This window comes from Marilutibacter penaei (assembly GCF_014145395.1).
Lineage (GTDB): Bacteria > Pseudomonadota > Gammaproteobacteria > Xanthomonadales > Xanthomonadaceae > Marilutibacter > Marilutibacter penaei.
In genome coordinates this window covers 87,670-111,573 of sequence record NZ_JACHTE010000003.1, presented here as the reverse complement: position 1 = coordinate 111,573, position 23,904 = coordinate 87,670, and the positions used below count along the sequence as shown (strand labels likewise).

The following is a 23,904-nucleotide window of genomic DNA, read 5'->3' as shown; positions in this document are numbered from 1 at the left end:
CATCGGTGTCATCGCATGTATCCGCGTCATCCTTCGGCATCAGGCGCGCTGTCGTCAACTCCAGAAGACGTCGCAGAAAGCGCCTTTGCGTCGGGAGTCCGGACGGCCGCAACGGGTGGCCCACGGCCCGTCATGCCCTTGGGTATGGCGGATCCGGGCCATTTTTGCTGCATAGCAGCAGAATATGGGTGATAGCCCCTCAGCAAATTCAACACGTTAGCGACGCTTTTGTGCATGGCGCAATGCAGCATGCTGTTCTGTAAATCATTTGTTAGCTTTTTGGCCAGCGGTGTCATTCTCAGCTCCAGCACCGGGCTCGACACCGCCCGACAACGCAGAACGGCAATAACGCCACGTCATCTCGATGGGAGGGAGACATGCAAACCGTACGTGCTGGACAACGAAAGGCGTCCGCCACCGCATTGGCGATCGCCATTGCGTTCGCGCTCCAGGCAGCGCCGCACGATTCCCGTGCGCAGGAATCATCGCCATCCACCAGTCCAGCCAACCCGGCGGCCGAGCAGGATCCGCAGACCACGGAACTCGACTCGGTCGTCGTGACCGGCTTCCGCGGCAGCCTCGAGCAGGCGCTGGACATCAAGCGCGGCGAAGTGGGCGCCGTGGATGCCATCGTCGCGGAGGACGTCGCCGAGTTCCCCGACCTCAATCTCGCGGAGTCGCTGCAGCGTATCCCCGGCGTGGCGATCGACCGTGACGCCGGCGAAGGCCGCAGCATCTCGGTGCGGGGCCTGGGCCCGCAGTTCACCCGGGTGCGCCTGAACGGCATGGAAGCGCTCGCCACCGGCGGCGGCACCGACAGCTCCGGCGGCGTCAACCGCGGACGCGGCTTCGACTTCAATACCTTCGCGTCCGAGCTCTTCAGCGAGATGGTCGTGCGCAAGACCAGCGACGCCTCGACCGAGGAAGGTTCGCTGGGCGCCACCATCGACCTGCGCACCGCGCGCCCGTTCGACTACGACGGCTTCACCTTCGCCGCTGGCGGGCAGTACGGTTACAGCGACCTGTCCGGCGACAGCGATCCGCGTGCGAGCGCATTGATCAGCAATACCTTCGCGGACGGCAGGTTCGGCGCGTTGCTCTCGGTGGCCTACACCCAGCGCAGTCTGGTCGAGGAAGGCCACAGCACCGTGCGCTGGGACCGTGGCACCAGCAACGGCGGCTTCGACCCCTCCTCGCCTTTCGTGGAGGCGGGCTCCGCCGACGTCTTTCACCCGCGCATCCCGCGCTACGGCGTCATGCAGCACGACCAGGAACGCGTCGGCGCGACCGGTTCGTTGCAGTTCCGTCCGACCGACAACATCGACCTGGCGCTCGATGTCCTCTACGCGACCTTCGACGCGGACCGCACGGAGGATTACTTCGAGGCGGTCTCGTTCTCGCGCAGTGGCGCCGGCAAGCCCGCCACCGTCGTGCTGGATGGCGAGGTCCGCAACAACAACCTCGTCTATGGCGTGTTCGACAACGTCGACATCCGGTCGGAGTCGCGCACGGACGAGCAGGACACCGAGTTCCTGCAGTGGGGCTTCTCGGGCGACATCGACTTCACCGACAGCTTCGACATGTCGTTCCTGGTCGGCCAGTCGACCTCGACCTACGACAACCCGGTGCAGACGACCGTCATCATGGACAAGTTCGATGCCGACGGTTACGTGTACGACTATCGCGGCAGCAGCCGCCTGCCGGACTTCAACTACGGCAGCGTAGACCCGCTCGACCCCAACGGCTGGACGCTCGCGGAGATCCGCCTGCGTCCGCAATGGGTGGAGAACAGTTTCGACAATGCACAGCTGGACTTCCGCTGGGTCGCCTCGTCTTCGTTCACCCTGCGTGGCGGCGTGAACTACAAGGACTTCACCTACGAATCGCGTGAATGGCGCCGTGCCTCCGAGTCCGCCGTGCCGGTACTCGACGCAGCCACGCTGGCGACGATGCTCAAGGAAGCGGGTCTCGAGGACATCGATGTTTCCAGCAACCGCTGGGTGGTGCCCGACGTGGGCGCCTTCGACGACATGTTCGACATCTACAGCAACAGCGGCCTGTTCGAGGTATCCGATTCGCTTTCCAACGTGGCGGCCAACAATCGCACCGTCAACGAGGAAGACACCGGCTTCTACCTGCAGGGCGACTTCGGTTTCGACCTGGGCAGCATGCCGGTCAACGGCAACGTCGGCGTCCGCCACATCAAGACCGAACTGACCAGCGATGGGTACTCCTTCGTCGGCGGCGTGGCGGTGCCCACGCGCGTGACCCATGAGTACAGCGATACCCTGCCGTCGCTGAACCTGGTCGGCGAGCTCACTCCCGACGTCCTGTTGCGATTCTCCGCGGCGAAGGTCATGGCCCGGCCGAACCTGGGCTTCCTGAACCCGGGTGCGACGGTGAGCGTCAGCGGTGGCGCACGCACCGTCACCACGGGCAACCCGAAGCTCGACCCGTTCCGGGCGACGACCTTCGACCTGGGCCTGGAGTGGTACTTCAGCACCGACGCGCTGCTGGGCGTCGCCGTGTTCTACAAGGACATCGACAGCTTCATCCAGACGTCCCGCGAGACGCGCCCGTTCAACACCTCGGGGCTGCCCGATTCGCTGCTGGTCGGCACGGGCGCCAGCCCGACGGACGACTTCGACTTCACCCAGCCCCTCAATACCCCGGGCGGCGACCTCACCGGCTACGAGATCAACTACCAGCATCCGTTCACCGAGATGGGCGGTTGGCTGCAGAACTTCGGCGTGCTCTTCAGCTACACGCACGTCGAGTCGGAGATCCAGTACCTGAGCTCCTCGGGCGCGCCTGCGGCCGTCGGCCCGATGACCGGGCAGTCGGAGAACTCGGCCAGCGGTACGCTGTTCTACGACGACGGCAAGCTGTCGGCACGTGCGTCGGTGTCGTACCGGGATGCCTTCCTGACCACGATTCCGGGCCGCAACGGCAACGACGTCGAGGGCACGAAGGAAACCACCACGGTGGATGCGTCTGTTTCCTACCGTATCAACGACAACTGGCAGATCAGCCTGGAAGGGCTGAACCTGACGGACGAGTGGAGCGACCAGTGGGTCGACTCGGTGGGTGATCGCTCCAGCGTGTACACGCATACGGGCCGCCAGTACCTGCTGGGCTTCCGCTACAAGTACTGACCCGCGTTCCCGGCAACACGCTTCATGGGCCCGGCGCTTGTCGCCGGGCCTTTTGTTTGGGTCCCCGGCCCCAACCACGCAGGAACGCCGGAGGCGGTGCTGGCTGGGGAGGGCAATGCGGCGACGGCGGGATCCGGCGCGACGCAGGCGCATTGGCTGTCCAACGGTGCCATCGAAACCACTGCACGCTCACGCCGCGCCATCGGAACGCGGCGCAGGCGCCCCGGTGCTGCGCCGCAACATCACCACGCGCATGTTTTCCTTTCATTTTTCAAACTGTTACGCGGATACCACGCAATGGCGCGTCGCAGCATGACCTTTGCGGCATCGGTTGTTACGGTTCTGACCAGCGGTGTCATTGGTGGCCGTCGCCATTCTCGATGCCGTCAACCAACACGAAGTGGCCAAGTGTTTTGGCTACGTAGTCCTTGGGAGGGGTTACATGCATTCCACACGTTCCATCAGAAAGACACCGGTTACCACGCTGGCGGTTGCAATCGCTGCCGCCTTGCAGCTGGTCCCGCATGCGGCCCTTGCACAGGAGTCCGCCACCGGAGACGAGGTCGTCCAGCAGGCCAACGATCCGACCGCTACCGATCTCGACGCGGTCGTGGTGTCCGGTTTCCGAGGCAGCCTCGCCGAGGCGCTTGAGCTCAAGCGCGCGGAAGTCGGTTCGGTCGATGCCATCGTCGCCGAGGACATCGCCGACTTCCCGGACCAGAACATCGCCGAGTCGCTGCAGCGCATTCCTGGCATCACCATCACGCGTGATTCGGGCGAGGGCCGCAATATCTCCGTCCGTGGCCTGTCGGGCGAGTACACGCGCGTGCGCATCAACGGGATGGAGGCCATTGCCTCCTCCGGTGGCGAGGGCGGCCCCAATCGCGGCCGCGACTTCGACTACAACGTGTTCGCGTCCGAGCTGTTCAATTCCGTCGTGGTCCACAAGACCGCCGAGGCGGAGCTGGACGAAGGCTCGCTGGGCGCGATCGTCGACCTCAACACGGGCGGTCCCTTCGGCTACAAGCAGGGCCACACCTTCGTGACCAATGCCCAGGGCCAGTTCAACGAGCTCACCGACGGCGTGGATCCGCGCGTCGCGGCGCTCTGGGCCTACAAGTCACCCTCCGATACCTGGGCGGTGTCGTTCTCGGCGGCCTACTCGGACGACCAGACCCTCGAGCTCGGCCAGAACACCGTGCGCTGGCAGCAGGCCCAGTTCCGCTCCGTCGGCGGGGTGGACTGCGTCGCCACGCCTGGCGACCCGGGCTGTGCCGAAGTCGCGAACGCGTTCCACCCGCGCATCCCGCGTTACGGCGAGATCGACGTCCAGCGCGAGCGCCTTGGCCTGACCGGCTCGCTCGAACTACGTCCGACCGACAGCACCCGCATCAACCTGGACCTGCTGTACTCCAACCTCGATGCCTCGCGTGGCGAGAAGTGGGGCGAAGTCCTGTTCCGCGGCAACGAGGACGACATGGACGTGGTCGACTACGTGATCGACCCGGCCACCAACAACCTGACGTCGATGACGGTCAACAACGCCTGGGTCCGCACCGAGAACTTCAAGAAGGCCTGGGAAAGCGAGTTCAAGCAGTGGACGGTGAACGTCGAGCAGACCTTCAGCGACACCGTCACCGGCCATGCGCTTCTGGGCAGCGCACGCTCCACGCTGGAGTTCCCGTACGAGCGGACCTTCGTCTACGACGACCGCGACTACAACGGCTTCTACTACGACTACAGCGACGACGAGTTCCCGGTCATCGGCTTCAACGGCGAGGACATGACCGACCCGGCCAATTTCCAGATGGCCGAGTTCCGCGACCGCCCGACCAAGACCGAGCACAACTTCGACACCGTGCAGGCCGACATCGAGTGGGCGTTCAGCCCGGACTACTCGCTGCAGGCGGGCGTCAACTACAAGCAGTTTGACTTCAGCACCTGGGGCGGCCTGCGCGACACCGGGGTCTGCGCGTCCGATGTCTACACCTGCGCACCCGGTGAGTACGGCATTCCCGCGACCGGCGACCTGTCGGAGCTCTACCACTTCGACGGCGACACCGGTTCCGGCTCCACCACGACCTGGCTGATCCCCGACCTCGACGCCTGGGTGGAATTCATCGACCTGCCGAACCGTCCGGTCCGGCTCGACCAGGGCAACATCCGCACGGTCAGCGAGAAGGACACCGGCGTCTACCTGCAACTGAATGGCTACACCGTGATCGCCGACCGCGACCTCGCCTTCAACGTGGGCGTGCGCTACGTGGAGACCGAGCAGAGTTCGTCGGGATACAACTCCGGCAGCTACGTCACCGTCGACCGTCCGAAGTACACCGACACGCTGCCGTCGTTCAACCTGGCGTACAACGTGACGCCGGACCTCATCTGGCGCCTGTCGGGCTCCGAGGTGATGACCCGTCCGGGCCTGGGCAGCCTGTCCCCGGGCGGCAGCGTGGACAGCTTCAACTACCGCGTGTCGTACCAGAACCCGTACCTCGACCCGACCCGCGCGACTGCGTTCGATACGTCGCTGGAATGGTATTTCGCCAACGAGTCGATCCTGTCCTTCGCGTACTTCTACAAGGACATCGAGTCGAGCCCGATCTCGTCCGAGCGTACCGGCACCTACGCGTCCACCGGCCTGCCGCTGGACCTGCTGGTCCCCACGTCGCCGGCGCAGCAGGATCCGGAAGGCCGTCCGTGGGAGATCCGCACGCTGGAGAACGGTCCGGGCGGCAAGGTGAAGGGTTACGAGATCGGCTTCCAGATGCCGTTCGCGGTGATGACGGAATCGGTGCCGGTGATCCGCAACATGGGCATGATCGGCAACTACACGTACGTCGACTCCGATCGTGACTACACCTTCGGCAGCGAGACGATCACCGAGCGCCTGTTCGGCCTCTCCAACCACTCGTACAACTTCACCCTGTACTACGAGAACGAGACGTTCAGCGCACGTGCGTCGGCGGCCTACCGCAGCGATTACCTGACCGGCACCAGCGGCACGGGCAACGTGTTCGAGGGCTACGACGGTACGTTCAACGTGGACGCATCGGCGACCTACAAGTTCAACGACAACTGGGAAGCGACGTTCGAGGCCCTGAACCTCACCGACGACTACCAGGACCGCTGGACCGACATCAACACCTACCGTCGCTACGAGTACGACCACACCGGCCGCACCTACAAGGTCGGCTTCCGCTACCGCTTCTGACCGCAGCACCCGGAGGCCCGGCCCGCGAAGCGCGCCGGGCCTTCGTCCACCTGCAGTACCCGGTGGCCCCGGCCACCCGCGTGTTCCCCCGCACGCGCCGTCGTGAACGTTGCATCGATGTGCCCATCGCGCGCGGCGTGGAAGCATGACGCCCGCCTGCTTTCACCGCCCCGGAAAGAAGGAGCCGTCAGATGATGTCCCGTCACACCCGCCTTGCCGCGCTTGCAGCCGGTACGCTCTCGCTCACCCTGATCCCCGCCACCGCCGGCCACCGCCACGGTCCGCCCGACGTTGGCGTGGAGCCGATCGCCGCCTGGGACGGCTGGGCCGCGCAGCCCACCGAAGCACTGCCGAATGGCACGACCGGTGGCTCGGCCGCCGCGCCGGAACACGTCTACACCGTCAGCGATCGCAATGCGCTGGTCGCTGCGCTCGCGCACCCCTCGGCGACCCCGAAGATCATCCGGGTCGCCGGCGTCATCGACGCCAATGTCGATGCCGAGGGTGCCCCGCTTTCCTGCGAGGACTACGCGCGCCCGGATCCGGAGACCGGCGAGATGTACTCGCTGGCGCGGTACCTCGCCGATTACGACCCCGCAACCTGGGGACGTGATGCCGAACCTTCCGGTCCGCAGGAACGCGCGCGCGTCGCGTCCGTCGCCGCGCAGCAGGCGCGCATCCGGATCCGCGTACCGTCGAACACGACGATCGTGGGCGTGACCCGCGATGCCACGATCCGCGGCGCATGGTTCGACATCCGGCCGGGCAGCGGCAGCAACAACGCCCCGGCCAACGTCATCATCCGCAACCTGGCTTTCGCCGATACCCATGACTGTTTCCCGGCCTGGGATCCGACCGATGGGGACGACGGCAACTGGAACTCCCTGTACGACTCGATTTCGGTGCGGAACGCCACCCACGTCTGGATCGACCACAACGCGTTCTACGACGCCGCGACCGCGGACGATCGCCAGCCGCACTACTTCGGTCGCCTGTACCAGGTGCACGATGGCTTCGTGGACGTCACCAATGCATCGGACTACGTGACCATTTCCTGGAACATCATGGCGAACCACGACAAGGCCATGCTGGTCGGCTCGTCGGATTCCGCGTCTGCGGACCGCAACCGCCTCAAGGTGACCCTGCACCACAACCTGTTCCATGACCTCGGCCAGCGCGTGCCGCGGGTACGCTTCGGCCAGGTCCACGTCTACAACAACCAGTACAGCCTGACCCGCGACGGCGCGGCGAACTACGGCTACAGCTGGGGAGTCGGCGCCGAGTCGCAGCTGATCGCGCAGAACAACCACTTCCTGGTGCCGGCCGCCATCACCGCCGACCTGCTGGTGGAGGTGTACAACGGCAGCTCCGCGCGGATCGAAGGTACCCTGCTCAACGGCTTCTCGCGCCACCACGAAGTCGACGTGATCGGCGCCTACAACGCGGCGAACGGGGCATCCCTCGGCACGAACGTCGGCTGGACACCCACGCTGTACCGACGCCTGGACCCGACGCCCAGCGTCCCCGCGCGCGTGATCCTCGGTGCCGGGCCGATGAAATAGCCCACGCGTCCCTTTCCCCTCCTAGGGTGCCTTGATGGCACCGCAGGTGGTGGGCGTCGGGGATCTCCGAATCGCGGGTGCGTCACTCTCTCCAGCCCGCGACGGAGATCGCCCGGGGCTCGTGGGCCCGAAGCCACGACCCCGAAAACGGCGTCCGCCACCCTTTTCTTTTCGCCCAGGTCGTCTCCGCGGACCGCGGAGACGACCGCTGCATCGAAGCAGAACCGGACTCAGGCCCGCCGTACCAGCCGGCCGTCGCTTCCCGGAGCGATCACCGCCCGTCCGCCCGGCGGCAGGTCGAGGTCCAGCCCCGCGCCCGCATGCTCGAAACGCCAGCGCCCGCCACGCCCGGTGCGGATCGTCGCGTCCTCCAGCACGCCGCCGTCCCACGCGAGGTCGAGCGAAGCGTCGCCCCTGAGGCGCAGTCCCTGGACACGCCCCCGGGGCCATCGGGCGGGCAGCGCGGGCAGCAGGAACACCGCAGCGCCCCAGTCCTGCACGATCGTCTCCATGATGCCGGCGGCACCCCCGAAGTTGCCGTCGATCTGGAACGGAGGATGGGCATCGAACAGGTTCGGATACGACCGCGCGTGGCTGAGCAGTTTCTCGAGGACCTCATAGGCACGGGCGCCCTCGCCCAGACGCGCCCACAGGTTGATGCGCCAGCCGATGCCCCAGCCGGTGGCGTCGTCGCCACGCAGCTCGAGCGAGCGTCGCGCGGCCTTCGCCAGCGCGGGCGTATCGCGCCGGTTGATCCGGTCGGAGGGATAGAGCGCATACAGGTGCGACACGTGGCGGTGTTGCGGCTCGGGGGCTTCGAGGTCCCAGTCCTCGCGCCACTCCTGCAACTGGCCGGACTTGCCGATGCGGTCTTCGGGCAGGCGTGCCGAAAGCGCCTCCAGCGCTTCGGCGAGCCCGTGGTCGACATCGAGGATGCGGCTGGCCGCGGCGCACTGGGCGAACAGGTCGCGCAGCAGCTGCGAGTCCATCGCCGGGCCGGCGCACAACGATGCGCCGTGCGGATGCGGATTCTCCGGCGACAGCGACGGGTTGGTGACGAGTTCACCGGTGGCCGGGTCCTCCACCAGCACGGCGCGGTAGAAATCAACGGCGCCCTTGAACAGCGGATAGACCCGCCGCAGGACATCGGGGTCGCGCGAATAGTCCCAGCGATCCCACAGATGGCGCAGCAGCCACGCGCCCCCCATCGGCCACAGCCCGAATCGCGCGCCATCGATGGGGCCCGTCTGCCGCCACAGGTCGGTGTTGTGGTGGACGACCCAGCCCGGCGCGCCGTACATCTCCTGCGCGGTCCGCGTACCGGCCTCGGCCAGTTCCGCGATCATCCGTTCCAGCGGCTCGACGCACTCCGGCAGCGCCCCTGCCTCGGCGGGCCAGTAGTTCATCTCCGCGTTGATGTTGAGGGTCCACTTGCTGCCCCACGGAGGGTCGCGCAGGTCGTTCCAGATGCCCTGCAGGTTGGCCGGCTGGCTCCCGGGGCGCGAGCTGGCGATCAGCAGGTAGCGCCCGTACTGGTAGTACAGGGCGGCCAGTGCGGGGTCGTGCGATGTCGCGAACCGGTCGATGCGCTGTTCGGTACTTCGATCCGCCGCTGCCGTGCGTCCCAGGTCGATGGACACGCGGCGGAACAGCGCGCGATGGTCGGCCAGGTGCTCGTCGCGCATGCGTACGAACGGACGCCTCACGGCGGCATCGAGGGTGGCCGCGGTCAGCGCCTCGGGATCACCCGACACGTCGCGCGGGCCGCGATGGCTGGTTGCGACGGCGATCCTGAGAAGGACGCTGCGGGCGCCTTCGAAGCGCAGGCGACCCTCTTCCACCCGCACCGTTCCACCGTCCATCTCGAGTCGAACGCGCATGGCATGGCGCAGTGCGCCTTCGACGCCGTGCCGGCTGCCGTTGCGTCCCCGCAGCAGCAGCTCAGCGCCATCGGCCTCGAAGGCGTGCGGCAACTCGGACGTGATCGAAACGAAGCCATCCAGGCCGCCGTCGCGATCGCATCGATGCCGCATGACGACGCAATCGTCCACCGCCGACACGAACACCTCGCGCTCGTGTCGAACGTCGCCGGCGCGGAAGCTGCAGCGGGCGATGGCCTCGTCGAGATCGAGCTGGCGCGTGTAGTCATCGATGCCGCCCATGCCGTCGAAATCGATCCAGACCTCGCCCGGGCACTGGTACGGCATCATGCGTAGCGGCCGGGACATCATCGTCTCGTCGGCAAGCCGTTCGGCATCCGCGTAGCGGCCTTCGAAGATCAGCCGCCGGACTTCAGGCAACGCATCGCGCGCCTCCGGATTGATGGCGTCGTACGGACCGCCAGCGAAGAGCGTGTCCTCGTTGAGCTGCAGCCGTTCCCGCGCGATGCCGCCCCAGGCCATCGCACCGAGGCGACCATTGCCCAGGGGAAGCGCGTCCTCCCATTGCCTTGCGGGTACCCGATAGCGCAGCACAAGGTCCGCGGGCTGCATCGGCGACGTGGGCGGGATCGGGACCGCCGCACCCACGCCGGGCCGGATGGCCGCGGCGGCGAGCGCAGCCTGCATCAGCCGTCGGCGACGCCTGTCGAACATCAGGCAACTCCTTTAGTTGGATCAGGGATGGAGCCGCCCGCGCAGCTCCGGTACCGCCCGCGACAGTTCGTCGGCCACGATGGCGGAGAAGAACGCCGCCCCCTCGTCGCCGAGGTGGGTGTAGTCGAACTGCCACTTGGGCTGGGCGAGCGGCGGACGGCCGGTCGGATCCGCCGGGGGTTCGACCGGCGCGGGAACGACGTGGTCGACGGTCGTACCGGTCTGCGCCGCGGCGTTCATCCAGGAAGGGGCGGGGATCTCCGCGAAACGCATGGCCTGCGAAGGGCCCATTGCCTGCACTGCCGCCACGCTGCGCGCATGCAGGTCCACGAGTGGCACCTGCATGTCCGTGGCGATCACGCGGATGGCATCGGCCCAGGGCTTCAGGTCGTCGACAAGCTCGCCGTCCTTGAACACGCGCCGGGTCAATGGCGTCACCAGGACCGGCCGCGCGCCGGCCGCGCGGATCTCCTCGACGTAACGGCGCATGTTGGCCGGGAACTCCGTGGCCAGGTCGGTCGAGCGCTCGGGCTTGCCCGGCTGGTCGTTGTGGCCGAACTGCACCAGCACCCAGGTATTGGCGTACGCACCGGTCGTCATCTCCGCGAGTGCGATGTCCCACGAACCTTCCGCACGGTAGCTGTAGCTGCTGCGTCCGCCACGGCCGAGATTGACGCAGGCCAGGAACGAACTGACGTGGTGCGAGCAGAATGCACCGCCCCACCCGCTCATCACCTGGGTGGTCGAATCCCCGACGAGGATGATCTTGTCGGCGCTGATCGGCGTCGGCGCTGGACGCTCGCCCACCGGCTGTGCATGCGCCGATGCGCACAGGAAGGTGGCTGACAGGACATAAGCGAGGGCCTTCATGAAATCTCCCGGGAACATGTCATTGCGTGCCGCGCTGCACGAAGGGAACGCGCTGGTAGAGCGCGCGTTCGGCGCCGCGCGGATCGTCGACCGTGCGGCTCTCGCGGTCGAACACCATGGTCTGCCTCGCCGGCAGCGTGTAGGGGTGCCAGCGCGCCAGCGCGGGATGGTTCGGGTCGCCGGTGCGCGCGAACGCGAGCAGGGCATCGCGCATCGTGGACGCCATGCGGCGTGCATCCGCATCGTCGCCGGTGCGCGAACCGGGCTGGCCGGTATTGCCGAACACCAACGGGATGTCCAGCGTGTGGAACGCGCGGAACCTGCGCCCCTCATCGGTGTCCGGATACCAGTCGAGCTGGTACGCCCAGGTTTTCGCACCTGGCTGGCGCGCCCGGGCCTCGGCCTCCTCCACCGCACCGCGCCAGGAGCGGCCCGCGGTGGTGGCGGCGAAGAAGACCTCGGAGGGCGAGTAGCGGGGGTAGAGCCTGCGGTACTCGGCGACGACGGTCGCTGCGTCGAGATCGACGAACTGCTGCGCCTCCAGCCGCGCGGGCAATGCCTCCCAGGTCAACTCGAAGTTGGCCGGGTCGTTGCCGAGGAACGCACGGGTTTCGTCGCGGGTGTTGCCGATCACCATCGGGATCGAAGCGGACTGCCCGGGCGCTTCCGGCCAGAACGGGTGGACCGGCAGGCTGCCGCTGTCCATCACCGGACCGAAGTACAGGCTGCTGTCCTCCACGCGGGAGAAATCCTTGACCTTCGACGCGTCCAACAGGCGCTCCGGCGGCAGTGCGAGCAGGCCCTGGACGTCGCCCGCGGCGAGGCCGACCGCCTCGATCAGGCGCTCGGCCCGTTGCGTGGCGGCCCGTGGACCGGCCGCGGTTACCTGCTGGCCGCTCATGGTCCAGGCCCGGTGGAAGAGCCCGCGTGCAGCCGGCATGGCCATGAGCGTGGCGATCTTGGCACCACCGCCCGACTGGCCGAACACGGTCACGTTGCCGGCGTCGCCACCGAATTCGGCGGCATGCTCGCGCACCCATTCGAGTGCCTGGACGAGATCGAGCTGGCCGACGTTGCCGGAGCTTGCGAACGCCTCGCCTCCGAGATGGCCGAGGTACAGGTAGCCGAAGGCGTTCAGGCGGTGGTTGACGGTGACGACCACGACGTCGCCGTGGCGGCACAGATGCACGCCGTCGTAGAGCGGATCGCTGCCGGAGCCGTTGTTGAAGCCTCCGCCATGGATGTAGAAGAGAATGGGACGCTTGCCGCCGTCGCGCAGCGCCGGCGTGGTCACGTTGAGGAACAGGCAGTCCTCGTCCTGCGGCGCCTCGCTGCCGCGCTGCGGGCAGGCGGCGCCGAAGGCGGTCGCATCCCTGACCCCCGTCCAGGCCAGCTCGCGAACCGGCGGGCGGAATCGCCGCGATGCCGTGTCGGCGCCGTAGGGAATGCCGCGGAACACCCGGCATCCGCCGTCATCGAACCCGCGGATCCGGCCACTGCGCGTGGTGGCAAGCGGTGCTTCGCCCGAGGCCAGCGATCGTCCCCACGGCATCGCGGCGAGACCCACGCCGAGCGCACCCGAGGCCAGCAGCCGTCGCCGGCCTGCGTCCACGCGGCTGGAACCGTCCTCACTCTGCATCGCCAGGCACCTCCCTCCATTGGGCTCGCATCCACGCATCGGCCATCGTCGGCCAGAGGACCAGCGACAGGCCGCCGATGTCGCGCACGCCGAAGCCGTGGCCGCCTTCCGCATACGCATGGAACTCATGGGGCACGCCTGCCCGTCGCAGCGCATCGACGAACACGAGGCTGTTGTCGATGGACACGCTGGCATCATCCCCGGCGTGCAGCACGAAGGTGGGCGGCATGCCCGCACGCACGCGGTTCTGCAGCGAGTACGCCTCCATGTCCGCGGGGCTGGGCGTGGGACCGAGCAGTTTCTCGCGCGACAGCGGGTGGGCGTATGCACCCATGTCGATCACCGGATACATCAGCAGAAGTGCATCAGGGCGAGCCGGAAGGGCATCGATCGGGTCCTCCGGCCCATGCACCGCGTCGTCGTAGCGCGTGCCGAGGCTGGCCGCGACGTGCCCACCGGCCGAGAACCCCATCGCGGCGACCCGGGCAGGATCGATGCCCCATTCGCTCGCCCGCGCACGGATCAGCCGCATGGCCCGCTGCGCATCCGCCAGCGGCACGTCGCGCGCCGCGTCGTGCCCTTCGCCCGGCAGCCGATAACGCAGCACGAACACGGTGTAGCCCATCTGCCCGGCGAACACCGGCACCAGCGCCGAGCCTTCCTTGTCCAGCACGATGCGCCGGTACGCGCCTCCCGGCATGACCAGCAGCGCGGCGCCGTTCGGCTTCGCCGGCCGGTGCACGACCATGTACGGCCGGGTCACCCCCGTGACGACGCGGTCCGGCAGGGCCGGATCGTCGCTGCGTTCGACGATCCGCTGCTCGACCGCGACACGCTCCGAGCCGGGGGCGATGCCGCCCGGCCACAGTTCGATACGCGAGGCCGTTTCCTCCGGGGTGTCCGACGAGGGCGTCTCCGCGATGGCGTGCCTCATCGGCATCGCCATCGCCATCCACGCAAGTGCCACCGCGTACCAGGTTCTCTTGTGCCGCCGGGCCCGCTCCCCCATCAGCGCAATGGCTCGCGCCGCGGAAGGGGCTTGAGCGGCTCCATGGTGTCGAGGTCCCAGTCCGCCGGGACGAACGCCTGACGCGTCGGCTCATGCTGCGGATAGCCGCCGGCCTGCGCCTGGCTGTCGATGATCGTGCCGCGCCCCTCGATCGTGTCGGCCAGGATGCGGCGATCGATATCGTCGCGGTCCCAGGGCCGCGCACCCGCGTTCGCCACGACGGCATCCTGCACCTCGGCGGAGGGCAGAAGCTCGACCCCGAACGGCAGCGCCGGCGCACGTGCCATCGCCGCGACATCGATCGGCGCCGTGGTGTAGCGCCCCTCCATCGGAAGCGGCCGGCCGATCCGGTCGAGCGACAGGTTGTCCTCGAAGAACACGTCCACGTCGCCGGAGCCGCCGACCGAGAAGAACGCCAGCTCTTCGGTCGAGATGCCGGCGCGCATGACGTTCCCGCGGGCCACGACCTGGCCGCGCGAATACTCGTGCCCCAGCCATTCCTCTGCGATCAGGTTGTAGTGGATGCCGCGCTGGCCCGGGTTGTAGATGAGGTTGTTGATGACCTGGCCCCGGGCCCCACCCTTGAACAGCGGGTTGCGTTCGTAGTTGTGTGCGTAGAGGTTCCCGACGATGAGCACGTCGTTGACATGGTCGTGGATCAGCGAACCCTTCGAATGCTCGCCCTTCGCATGGGTCGCGTTGGCAAGCCCTTCCGCCAGGATGTTGTTGCTGAAGGTGATGCGGCGCGACGCATTCTGCATCCACTCCGCCTCGCTTTCGCCGGCGAAGCGGGTGCTCGATGCGGACAGGTTCTCGTCGGTGGCCCAGGTCAGCGAACAATGGTCGACGATCACGTCGACCGCACCCCGCGTGGTGGTGATCGAATCGAAGTCGACACCCGCACGCTGGGGAAGGCCGCCATCGCCCGGGCGGACCCGGATGTGCCGGATGACGACGTCATGCGCGGCCACGACCAGGCCGCCCTTGATGAACGTGATGCCGGGCTGGGGCGCGGTCTGTCCGGCGATCGTCAGGAACGGTTCGTCGATCCGGACGGTTTTCATGCCCAGATCGATCACGCCGCCCACCTCGAACACCACGATCCGCGGGCCGCTGGCCTGCACGGCTTCGGCGAACGAACCGGGACCCTCGGGCGCCAGCGTCGTGACCTTGATGATCCGGCCGCCCCGGCCGCCCGGCGTATGGGCCGCCCAGCCCTGCGCACCGGGGAACGCGACGGGCGCGTCGCCGCTTGCGGCCTGCACGGGGTGTGCCGGCAAGAGCGCGGCCAGCCACAACACCGCTGCACAGAGAATGCCCGGCCAACGCGCGGACGCCGTATTCGAAACCTGCATGCCTACCCTCCGGATTGGCGACCCTTCGATTTTCGCGAAGCTTATGTCGCACTGCACATTGAAAATGACACCGGTTTACCATATACGAGTACCCAACGATGACGCCATGTGCACCGCAACATCGGCGCGCAGAACCACCAAACCGGGAGGGGAGCAGCTTGAGCAGAGGCAATGACGACGGGGCGGCCATGCCGCCAGCACAGCGCGAGGCCATCGCCTCCGCCTTCGTGGATGCGCGGGCGGCGGGCGCATCGCTTCCGGATTTCCCCGGGACCATCCCGGACACGCTGGTGGACGCCTACGCCGTCCAGGACCTCGCCATCTCCGCGTGGCCGGACACGGTGGTGGGCTGGAAGGTCGGCTTCATCGCCCCCGAGCGGCGGGACGCGTCGGGCGATGAGCGCCTGCTCGGTCCGATCTTCGCGCGCAACCTCTGGAAGGCGAACGGCACGGTGGACCTGCCCGTGTTCCAGGGCGGCTTCGGCGCGGTGGAAGCCGAGTACGTGCTGCAACTGGAGCACGATGTCCCGGCCGACCAACTCGACTGGACGCCCGCGCAGGCCGCCGAAGTGCCCGCGCGCCTGTTCACCGGCATCGAAGTCGCGAGCAGCCCGCTGGCCACCATCAACATCCTCGGTCCACGCGTGGTGGTGTCCGACTTCGGCAACAACAACGGTCTCGTCCTCGGTCCGGAGATCGCGGACTGGCGCGGGTTCGGCGACGCACGGCTGAAGGCGGAGACCTTCATCGACGACGCACGCGTCGGCAGCGGGGGCGCGACCACGCTGCCCGGCGGCCTGCATGCAGCGATCGCGTTCGCGCTGGCCCGTTCGGCCAGGCGTGGTCGCCCGCTCAAGGCGGGCGACCTTATTGCCACCGGGAATGCCACCGGTATACATGACATTCTTCCCGGCCAGGTGGCGCGCGTGCGCTTCACGACCGAGGCGGGTGACGTGCTGGGCGAACTGGAGGGCCGTGCGGTGACCGCGACATCGACCGCAGGCGGTGCGGCGGCATGATGGACCGTCGTCGATTCCTGGCGGCCGGCCTCGGCGCCGCCGCCTGCACCGCGCTGCCGCTTCCTGGCCTCGCTCGCCCGGGCGAGGGCGTCATGACGGCTACCGACGTGCATGTCGATGGCTATCCCACCGTGGAGGCGGTCAAGTGGATCAGCGAGACGCTTGAACGCGAGACCGGTGGAAGGCTGCGCATCCGCCTGTACCACTCGGGCCAGCTTGGTCGCGAGGCCGACTCGATCGACATGGCCCGCTTTGGTGCCATCGACATCACCCGCGTGTACACCGGAGGCCTGAACAACGCGTTCCCGCTGACCCAGGCCCTGTGCCTGCCCTACGTCTTCGATTCCGTGGCGCACCTGCGCCGTGCGCTCGACGGCTCCGTCGGCAACGCGGTGCTGAAAGGGTTCGAGGACCGCGGCCTCGCGGGCCTGGCGATCTACGACAGCGGCGCGCGCTGCTTCTACAACACGCAACGTCCGCTGGTCACCCCCGCGGACATGCAGGGCCTGAAGTTCCGCGTACCCGCTTCCGACATCTTCATCCAGCTGCTCCGGCTGTTCGGCGCCAACCCGACGCCGTTGTCCTATGGCGCGGTGTTCTCGTCGCTAGAGACGCGCCTGATCGACGGCGCCGAGAACAACATGCGCAGCTTCAACTCCAGCCGCCATTTCGAGGCCGCTCGCTACTGGTCCCAGAGCGAGCACTCCTACGCGCCCGACGTCCTGCTGGTCTCGCAACGGACGCTCGACGCGCTCTCGGAACGTGACCGTGCGCTGTTGCGCGACGTGTCGCGTGCGTCGGTCAAGGTCATGCGGGAGCTGTGGGACGCATCCGAAGCCGAGGCCCGTACCTCGGTGGCGGCGCATGGTGTCGCCTTCAACGACGTCGACACCGCCGCCTTCCATGCCGCCGCGAAACCGCTGCTGGACGACTATCTGAATCGTGACCGGATCGCGCCGCTGTACCGGCAGATCCGCGACCTCGCCTGAGGAAACCGATGAACCCGACTTCCGCTACCGCAAATGCGACCCCGGCGGTCGCCCCCCCTCGCCCCGCGCCCCTGCGCATGCTCGACCGGCTGGCTTCGCTCTCCGTCGGCGTCGCAGGTGTCGCCATGCTCGGCCTGGTCGGCGTGCAGGGCTGGCAGGTGTTCGCCCGCTACGTACTCAACAATTCGCCGAGCTGGACCGAACCGGTCACCCTGCTGCTGCTCGCCACGGCGATGAGCCTGGGCGCGGCGGCCGCCGTGCACGAGGACCGGCACTTCCGCTTCCACCTGCTGGCGCAGGCGATGCCGGCGGCGGGTCGACTGGCGTCGCACGTGCTTGCCTGCATCGTCACGATCGCCATTGGCGGCGTCATGGCGTTCTGGGGCACCCGCCTGCTCGCCGACGGCTTCGCCATCAGCATGGCCGGCGCACCACTGCCGCAAAGCATCCCGTTCCTGCCGCTGGCCGTTGGCGGCGCGCTGATGGTGCTGTTCGGCTTCGCGCGTCTTTTCATCACCGATAGCGGCTCCAGGGAGGACTGACCCATGGCCATGACCCTCCTGTTCGGCGTGTTCATCGTCCTGTTGCTGCTGGGCGTCCCGGTCGCGTACTCGCTGGCCGCTGCCTCGCTGGTGGTACTGCTGTACCTGGACCTGCCCTCGATCGTGATGGTGCAGCAGATCGGCTCCGGCATCGGCACGGCATCCCTGATCGCGATTCCGCTCTTCATCTTCGCCGGCGAGATCATGATGCGCGGCGGCATCTCCGAACGCCTCATCAGCCTCGCCGCGGCGCTGGTGGGCCGGATCCGGGGCGGTCTGGGCCAGGTCAGCGTGCTTTCGTCGCTGTTCTTCGGCGGCGTGTCGGGTTCGGCGATCGCCGATGTCTCGGCGGTCGGCGGCACGATGATCCCGCAGATGGTGAACCGCGGGTACGACCGCGACTTCGCGGTCAACGTCAGCATCACCGCGGCGCTGGTCGCGTTGCTGGTCCCGCCGTCGCACAACCTGATCCTGTACTCGGCCGCGGTCGGCGGGGGCATCTCGATCGCCGACCTGTTCGCCGCCGGCATCCTGCCCGCGTTGCTGATGACCCTGACCCTGATGTTCACCGGCTACCTGGTGGCACGGCGTCGCGGCTATGGCACCGAAGTCTTCCCGGGCATGCGGGCGGTGCTGGTGCGCATGGTGGCGGCCCTGCCCGGCCTCGGCCTGGTCGCGCTGATCTTCTTCGGCATCCGCGCCGGCATCTTCACCGCCGTGGAAAGTGCCGCGGTCGCCGTGGTGTACGCGTTGCTGGTGACCATCGCGATCTATCGGATGCTGGACTGGACCGCGTTCCGCGGGGCGGTCGCGCATGCCGCGCGCACCACCGGCGTGATCCTGTTCGTGATCGCGACGGCGGCCCTGTTCGGCTGGCTGCTCGCCTACCTCGAGGTTCCGGCGGCGGCCGTCGACCTGCTGGGGCGGATCGCGGACAGCAAGTACTCGGTGCTGTTCCTGATCGTGCTGATCCTGCTGCTGCTCGGCACCTTCATGGACCTCGCGCCGATGATCCTGATCTGCACGCCGATCTTCCTGCCGGTCGCCAAGGCCTTCGGCGTCGATCCGCTGCACTTCGGCACCGTGCTGGTGCTGGCCGGCGGCATCGGGCTGGTGACGCCGCCGGTGGGCTCGGTCCTGTTCGTCGGCACTGCGATCGGCAAGATCGGCATCGGCGAATGCATGAAGTCGATCTGGCCGTTCTGGATCGCTGCGATCCTGGTGCTGGTGGTCGTCACCCTGTTCCCGCAGCTGTCGCTGTGGTTGCCGGCGCTCTTCAAGGCCTGACGTAAACCGCGGGAAAACCGGAGGGGCGCGGCCGGCGGGTCGCGCCCCTTCGTGTAGGTACCTCTTCGTATACGCACCTCTTCGCGTACGCACCTCGTCGTGTACGCGCCTCGTCGCGCATCGGGTTCTGCCCCACGTCGCGGGGTCAGCCCTCCATCTGCTCCAGCTCACGACCGCGCGTTTCGTGCACGAACTTCAGGACGAAGAAGATCGAGACGAAGGCCGAGAGCGCATAGAAGCCGTAGGTCGCCGCCAGGCCAATGCCGGCCAGCATGATCGGGAAGGTCATCGTGATGGCGAAGTTGCTGCCCCACTGGAACAGGCCCGCCACCGCCAGGCCCGAGCCGCGGATCTGGTTGGGGAACATCTCGCCGAGCATGACCCACATGACCGGACCCCACGACAGGTTGAAGAAGATCACGTAGACATTGGCCGCGACCAGCGCCAGCACACCCATCGCATCCGATAGCTGGAGCGTGCCTTCCGCATCCAGCGATCCGGTCGCGAACGCCACGGTCACCAGTCCCAGCGTGACCGCCATGCCCAGCGAACCGATCCACAGCAGCGGCTTTCGCCCGATCCGGTCGATGAGCGCCACCGTGAGCAGGCAGGCCCCGATGCTCAGCGCTCCGGACAGCACGTTGATCAGCAACGCGTCGTTCTCGGAAAACCCGACCGCCTGCCAGAGCACCGCGCCGTAATAGAACACCACGTTGATGCCGACCAGCTGCTGGAAGGTCGCCAGGCCGATGCCGACCCAGACGATCGGCCGGACCTTTCCGGTCGCCTTGCCGATGAGGTCGGACAGGCGCGGCCGATGGTGGTCGTCCGCCAGGCTCGCCTCGATCTCGCCGAGCTTCGCGTTGCCGACGGCTTCGCCGTACAGCCTGACCAGCACTTCGCGCGCCTGTCCGGTGCGCTTCTTCACCACCAGGAACCGGGGGCTTTCGGGAATGAACAGAAGCGCCAGCAGGAACAGCACCGCCGGGGCCAGTTCCATCCAGAACATCCAGCGCCAGGCTTCGTGCCCCGCCCACAGGATCTCGGTCGACGCGCCCGCGAACCGGGCCAGCAGGTAGTTGCTGAGGAAGGCCGCGAACAGGCCGGAGATGATCGCGATCTGCTGCACCGTCGCGAGCCTGCCCCGGTAGCGGGCGGCCGACACTTCGCTGATGTACGCCGGCGACATCACGCTCGCCGCACCCACCGCCAGTCCCCCGAGTACCCGGTAGACGACGAACTCCAGGGAGGACGTGGCGACGCCCGAGCCCCATGCCGAGGCGATGAACAGCATCGCGGCCACGATCAGCAGCGCGCGCCGCCCGTACAGGTCGGCCAGTCGCCCCGCGAAGAACGCGCCTATCGCGCAGCCGAGCAGCATCGAAGCGACGTTGAAGCCGGTGCCCACCGAGTCGGAATCGAAGGCGACCCTGAGTCCGTCCACGGTGCCGTTGATCACGCCACTGTCGAAGCCGAACAGGAAGCCGCCGATCGTCGCCACCAGGCTGATCAGCAGGATGTAGCGGGTATTGCCGTCGTGCGGCGCGTTCCGTTCAAGCGCAATGCTGCTCATTCGTGGTCCCCGGTGCATGTGGAAGTGCGCCCTGCCGTGCAGCTCAGGCGCGCAACAGATATTGGTTCAGGAGGTTCTCGTAGCGTTCCTGGTGGCCACTGCGCTGGGCCGGCTCGCCCTGCCCGGCGGCGATCGCGCGCAGGGCGTCCAGCGAAAGCGTCCCGGCGGCGAATTGGGCCCCCGCGCCCGCGTCGAAGCTGGCGTAACGTCCGGCGCGCCAGGCCTCCCACGGTGAGTCGTGCAACAGCGCATGGGCGACCTCCAGCCCCCGTGCGAACGCATCCATCCCACCGATGTGGGCCTCGAACAGGTCCTGCATGTCGGTGGACTCGCGGCGCGCCTTCGCATCGAAGTTCAGCCCACCGACCAGTCCGCCCTGGCGCAGGACCACCAGCATCGCGCCGACCGTGTCGTACAGGTCGGTCGGGAACTGGTCGGTATCCCAGCCGTTCTGGGCATTGCCGCGATTGGCATCGATGCTGCCGAGCAGGCCGTGATCGGACGCGACCTGCAGGTCGTGCTCGAACGTGTGGCCCGACAGCGTGGCGTGGTTGGCTTCGATGTTCAGCATGAAATCGTCCTGCAGGCCGTGCGCGCGCAGGAATCCCGCGCAGGTCGCGGAGTCGAAGTCGTACTGGTGCTTCATGGGCTCCATGGGCTTGGGCTCGATCAGGAACTTGCCCTTGAAGCCGATGCTGCGGCCGTGGTCGCGCGCCATCGTCAGGAACCGCGCGAAGTGCCCGAGTTCCCGCTTCATGTCGGTGTTGTGCAGGCTGGCATAGCCCTCCCGGCCGCCCCAGAAGACGTAGTGCTCGCCACCGAGCGCGACCGTCGCCTCGAGCGCTGCCTTCACCTGTACCGCGGCACGCGCCACCACCGCGAAGTCGGGATTCGTCGCCGCACCGTTCATGTAGCGCGGATGCGTGAACAGGTTCGCCGTGCCCCACAGCAGCCGGACGCCCGTCGCCTGCTGGCGCTCGCCGGCCAACGCCACCATGTGCTGCAGGTTCGCCTCGTATTCGCCGATGTCGTCGGCGTCCGGCGCCAGGTCGATGTCGTGGAAGCAGTAGTACGGCACGCCCAGCTTGCTGAAGAACTCGAACGCGGCATCGACGCGCGCTTCGGCGGTCGCCATCGGTGTCGGGTGCTCCCAGGGGAAGCGCCGCGTGCCGGGCCCGAACGGATCGTGGCCGGCATTGGTGAAGGTGTGCCAGTAGCACGCGGCGAACCGCAGGTGTTCCCGCATCGTCCGTTCACCGACCACCTTGTCCGCGTCGTAGTGCTTGAAGGCGAGCGGGTTGTCGGAGCCGGCGCCCTCGAACGGAATCCGTCCAATGCCGGGGAAGTATTCGGTCGAACCGATGTAGGGACTCTGGGACATGTGCTTTCCTGTGGTCACGAGGGGGGAGCGCCACGCACCAACATCGGCGCCATGGCATCGAGATGCTCGAGGTAGCGCGCATGGGCCGCTGCATAGGCCCCGCGGCGGCGCGGGTCCGGGCGGGCAGCGCGGGTGGGGTCGATCGCGACGTGGGTGTCGACGACGTCGGCCAGGGCCAGCCCGGGCTCGACCAGGCGTCGATGCGCCCAGAGCGCCTGCAGGGCTGCGCCGAGCGCGGCGCCTTCGGACTCGACCGGCACTTCGACGGGCAGGTCGAACACATCCGCGACCATCTGCCGCCACGCGGCGCTGCGGCTGCCGCCGCCGGTGAGGCGCACCCGGTCGAAGGCCAAGCCGGCGTCTCGCAGGCCGTCATAGCCATGGCGCAGGCCGAAGGTCGCACCCTCCATCGCTGCGCGATACAGCGACGCGCGATCGAAGTTCGAGGGCGTCAGGCCATGGAGGCTGCCCGTGGCCAATGGCAGGTCGGGCGTGCGCTCACCGTTGAGGAAAGGCAGCATCACCACCCCGCCGGCTCCGGGCGCCGTCGCGTCGACGAGTCCATCCCGCTCACCGGGTTCGATGCGGCACAGGGCCGCGATGGCTTCCGTGGCCACCGTGCAGTTCATCGTGCATACCAGCGGCAACCACGCCCCGGTGGAATCGCAGAACGCCGCCCAGCGGGCCTCCGGGTCAATCACGAAACGTGTGGCATGGGCGAACAGCGTGCCCGAGGTACCGAGGCTCAGGGTCAGTCTGCCGGGAACGACGTTGCCGGTGCCGATCGCCGCCATCATGTTGTCGCCGCCCCCCGCGGACACCACGGCGTGGCGCGGCAGGCCCAGATGCTCCGCTGTCGCGGGATCGATGGGCACGCAGGCGTCGGGCGCGACCAGGGGCGGCAGGCAATCGCGCAGGTCGCGGTCGGCGTCAGTGGCGCGGAGCATGGCATCGCTCCACTGCCGCGTCCGCACGTCCAGCCACCCGGTGCCGGAGGCATCCCCGCACTCCATCCAGCGTTCGCCGGTCAGCCAGTAGTTGAGATAGTCATGGGGCAGGAGGATGGTCGCGAGCGCCGCATAGACCTCGGGGCGGTGGCGGCGCGTCCACGGCAACTTGGACGCGGTGTAGCCCGCCGGCACCGGGTTGCCCGCGAGCGCGATGCAACGGTCCCGTCCCCCGGCCGCCTGCATGATCGCGCGGCCATCCGCTTCGCTGCTCGTGTCGTTCCACAATTTGACCGGCGCCAGTACACGGCCTTCCGCCCCCAAAGGAACGAGACCATGCTGCTGGCCCGAGACGCCGATCGCGACGACCCGCTCGCGCACGGCCGCGGGTATGCGCTGGATGCATCGCGTCGCCGCGACCACCCAGTCCCCGGCCTGCTGCTCGCGGACCCCGCCAGCCCCTTCATGCAACGCCAGCGGCTCCCCCGTCACGAACAGGGGCGCGGCCGCTTCACCGTCCCAGGCGATGAGCTTGAGGCCCTGCGTTCCGAGGTCCAGACCCAGCGTGACGCTCACCGGAGGCGCCCCTCTACGGGACGTTCCGGTCCGTATTCCAAGGGGACCGCGAGGATGGCCAACGGTGTCATAACAGCACCCTGCAAGCTGCCGTGGGTTCACCTTCACTGTAGCGGCAATGCCTGCGAAGGCCATGTTGCGCCGCACGATGCCCCCGGGCGGCCGCTTTGCTAGGTTGGAATTGACCAGCGG

At 67.8% G+C, this 23,904-nt stretch carries 16 protein-coding genes; 7 read left to right on the top strand and 9 right to left on the bottom strand.

Annotation, left to right across the window (positions count from 1 at the left end):
• Nucleotides 1-26 precede the first annotated feature (26 nt).
• The gene (locus H4F99_RS04700; protein WP_182668576.1) at nt 27-296 is read right to left on the bottom strand and encodes a hypothetical protein; all 270 of its coding nucleotides are present in this window, start codon (nt 294-296) and stop codon (nt 27-29) included.
• A gap of 81 nt (nt 297-377) precedes the next feature.
• Between H4F99_RS04700 and H4F99_RS04695 the strand changes: the two genes are divergently transcribed.
• From H4F99_RS04695 to H4F99_RS04685, 3 genes are all read left to right on the top strand, one after another.
• Nucleotides 378-3,155, top strand: coding sequence for a TonB-dependent receptor (locus H4F99_RS04695; protein WP_182668575.1), 2,778 nt, complete (start codon nt 378-380; stop codon nt 3,153-3,155).
• A gap of 442 nt (nt 3,156-3,597) precedes the next feature.
• Nucleotides 3,598-6,369 carry a TonB-dependent receptor gene (locus H4F99_RS04690; RefSeq protein ID WP_182668574.1) on the top strand — a complete coding sequence of 924 codons (2,772 nt, stop codon included), beginning with the start codon at nt 3,598-3,600 and terminating at the stop codon, nt 6,367-6,369.
• Nucleotides 6,370-6,560: 191 nt separating this feature from the next.
• Nucleotides 6,561-7,931, top strand: a complete 1,371-nt coding sequence (locus H4F99_RS04685; RefSeq protein WP_220481036.1) for a pectate lyase family protein — start codon at nt 6,561-6,563, stop codon at nt 7,929-7,931.
• A 230-nt stretch (nt 7,932-8,161) separates the two neighbouring features.
• On the opposite strand, the gene H4F99_RS04680 is transcribed toward H4F99_RS04685, so the two are convergent.
• The 5 genes from H4F99_RS04680 to H4F99_RS04660 all read right to left on the bottom strand — a co-directional run bounded on the left by H4F99_RS04680 (nt 8,162) and on the right by H4F99_RS04660 (nt 15,398).
• Nucleotides 8,162-10,525, bottom strand: a complete 2,364-nt coding sequence (locus H4F99_RS04680; protein ID WP_182668573.1) for a glycoside hydrolase family 95 protein — start codon at nt 10,523-10,525, stop codon at nt 8,162-8,164.
• A gap of 21 nt (nt 10,526-10,546) precedes the next feature.
• Nucleotides 10,547-11,395: a rhamnogalacturonan acetylesterase gene (locus H4F99_RS04675; RefSeq protein ID WP_246371311.1), complete on the bottom strand. Its 849-nt coding sequence runs from the start codon at nt 11,393-11,395 to the stop codon at nt 10,547-10,549.
• 19 nt (nt 11,396-11,414) lie between these two features.
• Nucleotides 11,415-13,034 carry a carboxylesterase/lipase family protein gene (locus H4F99_RS04670; RefSeq protein WP_182668571.1) on the bottom strand — a complete coding sequence of 540 codons (1,620 nt, stop codon included), beginning with the start codon at nt 13,032-13,034 and terminating at the stop codon, nt 11,415-11,417.
• Nucleotides 13,024-13,974, bottom strand: coding sequence for an alpha/beta hydrolase (locus H4F99_RS04665; protein WP_425487992.1), 951 nt, complete (start codon nt 13,972-13,974; stop codon nt 13,024-13,026). Before H4F99_RS04665 ends, H4F99_RS04670 begins: the two co-directional genes overlap by 11 nt.
• Before the next feature lie 68 nt (nt 13,975-14,042).
• Entirely contained in the window at nt 14,043-15,398 is a 1,356-nt protein-coding gene (locus H4F99_RS04660) for a pectate lyase family protein (protein WP_220481035.1), read from the bottom strand.
• Between the two features lie 188 nt (nt 15,399-15,586).
• Here H4F99_RS04660 and H4F99_RS04655 point away from each other — a divergent pair, with 188 nt between their 5' ends.
• From H4F99_RS04655 to H4F99_RS04640, 4 genes are read left to right on the top strand one after another with little or no spacing between them, the layout of a single operon-like run.
• Entirely contained in the window at nt 15,587-16,417 is an 831-nt protein-coding gene (locus H4F99_RS04655) for a 2-keto-4-pentenoate hydratase (protein WP_182668569.1), read from the top strand.
• A complete protein-coding gene (locus H4F99_RS04650) occupies nt 16,414-17,406 on the top strand; it encodes a TRAP transporter substrate-binding protein (protein ID WP_182668568.1) in 993 nt (330 codons plus the stop codon). The genes H4F99_RS04655 and H4F99_RS04650 overlap by 4 nt, the downstream gene beginning before the upstream one ends.
• 8 nt (nt 17,407-17,414) lie before the next feature.
• Nucleotides 17,415-17,948 (top strand): TRAP transporter small permease, encoded by a 534-nt coding sequence (locus tag H4F99_RS04645; RefSeq protein ID WP_182668567.1) that lies wholly within the window; start codon nt 17,415-17,417, stop codon nt 17,946-17,948.
• 3 nt (nt 17,949-17,951) lie between these two features.
• On the top strand, nt 17,952-19,235 hold the full coding sequence (locus H4F99_RS04640; RefSeq protein ID WP_182668566.1) for a TRAP transporter large permease: 1,284 nt from the start codon (nt 17,952-17,954) through the stop codon (nt 19,233-19,235).
• A gap of 145 nt (nt 19,236-19,380) precedes the next feature.
• Here H4F99_RS04640 and H4F99_RS04635 read toward each other — a convergent pair whose 3' ends face one another.
• Genes H4F99_RS04635 through xylB form a run of 3 tightly spaced genes read right to left on the bottom strand, consistent with a single transcriptional unit; the run spans nt 19,381 to nt 23,712 of the window.
• Entirely contained in the window at nt 19,381-20,826 is a 1,446-nt protein-coding gene (locus H4F99_RS04635) for a sugar porter family MFS transporter (protein WP_425487991.1), read from the bottom strand.
• Between the two features lie 25 nt (nt 20,827-20,851).
• Complete coding sequence (xylA, locus tag H4F99_RS04630) at nt 20,852-22,189, bottom strand: xylose isomerase (RefSeq protein WP_182668564.1); 1,338 nt, start codon at nt 22,187-22,189, stop codon at nt 20,852-20,854.
• 14 nt (nt 22,190-22,203) lie between these two features.
• Nucleotides 22,204-23,712 carry a xylulokinase gene (gene xylB / locus H4F99_RS04625; protein WP_182668563.1) on the bottom strand — a complete coding sequence of 503 codons (1,509 nt, stop codon included), beginning with the start codon at nt 23,710-23,712 and terminating at the stop codon, nt 22,204-22,206.
• Nucleotides 23,713-23,904: the final 192 nt, after the last annotated feature.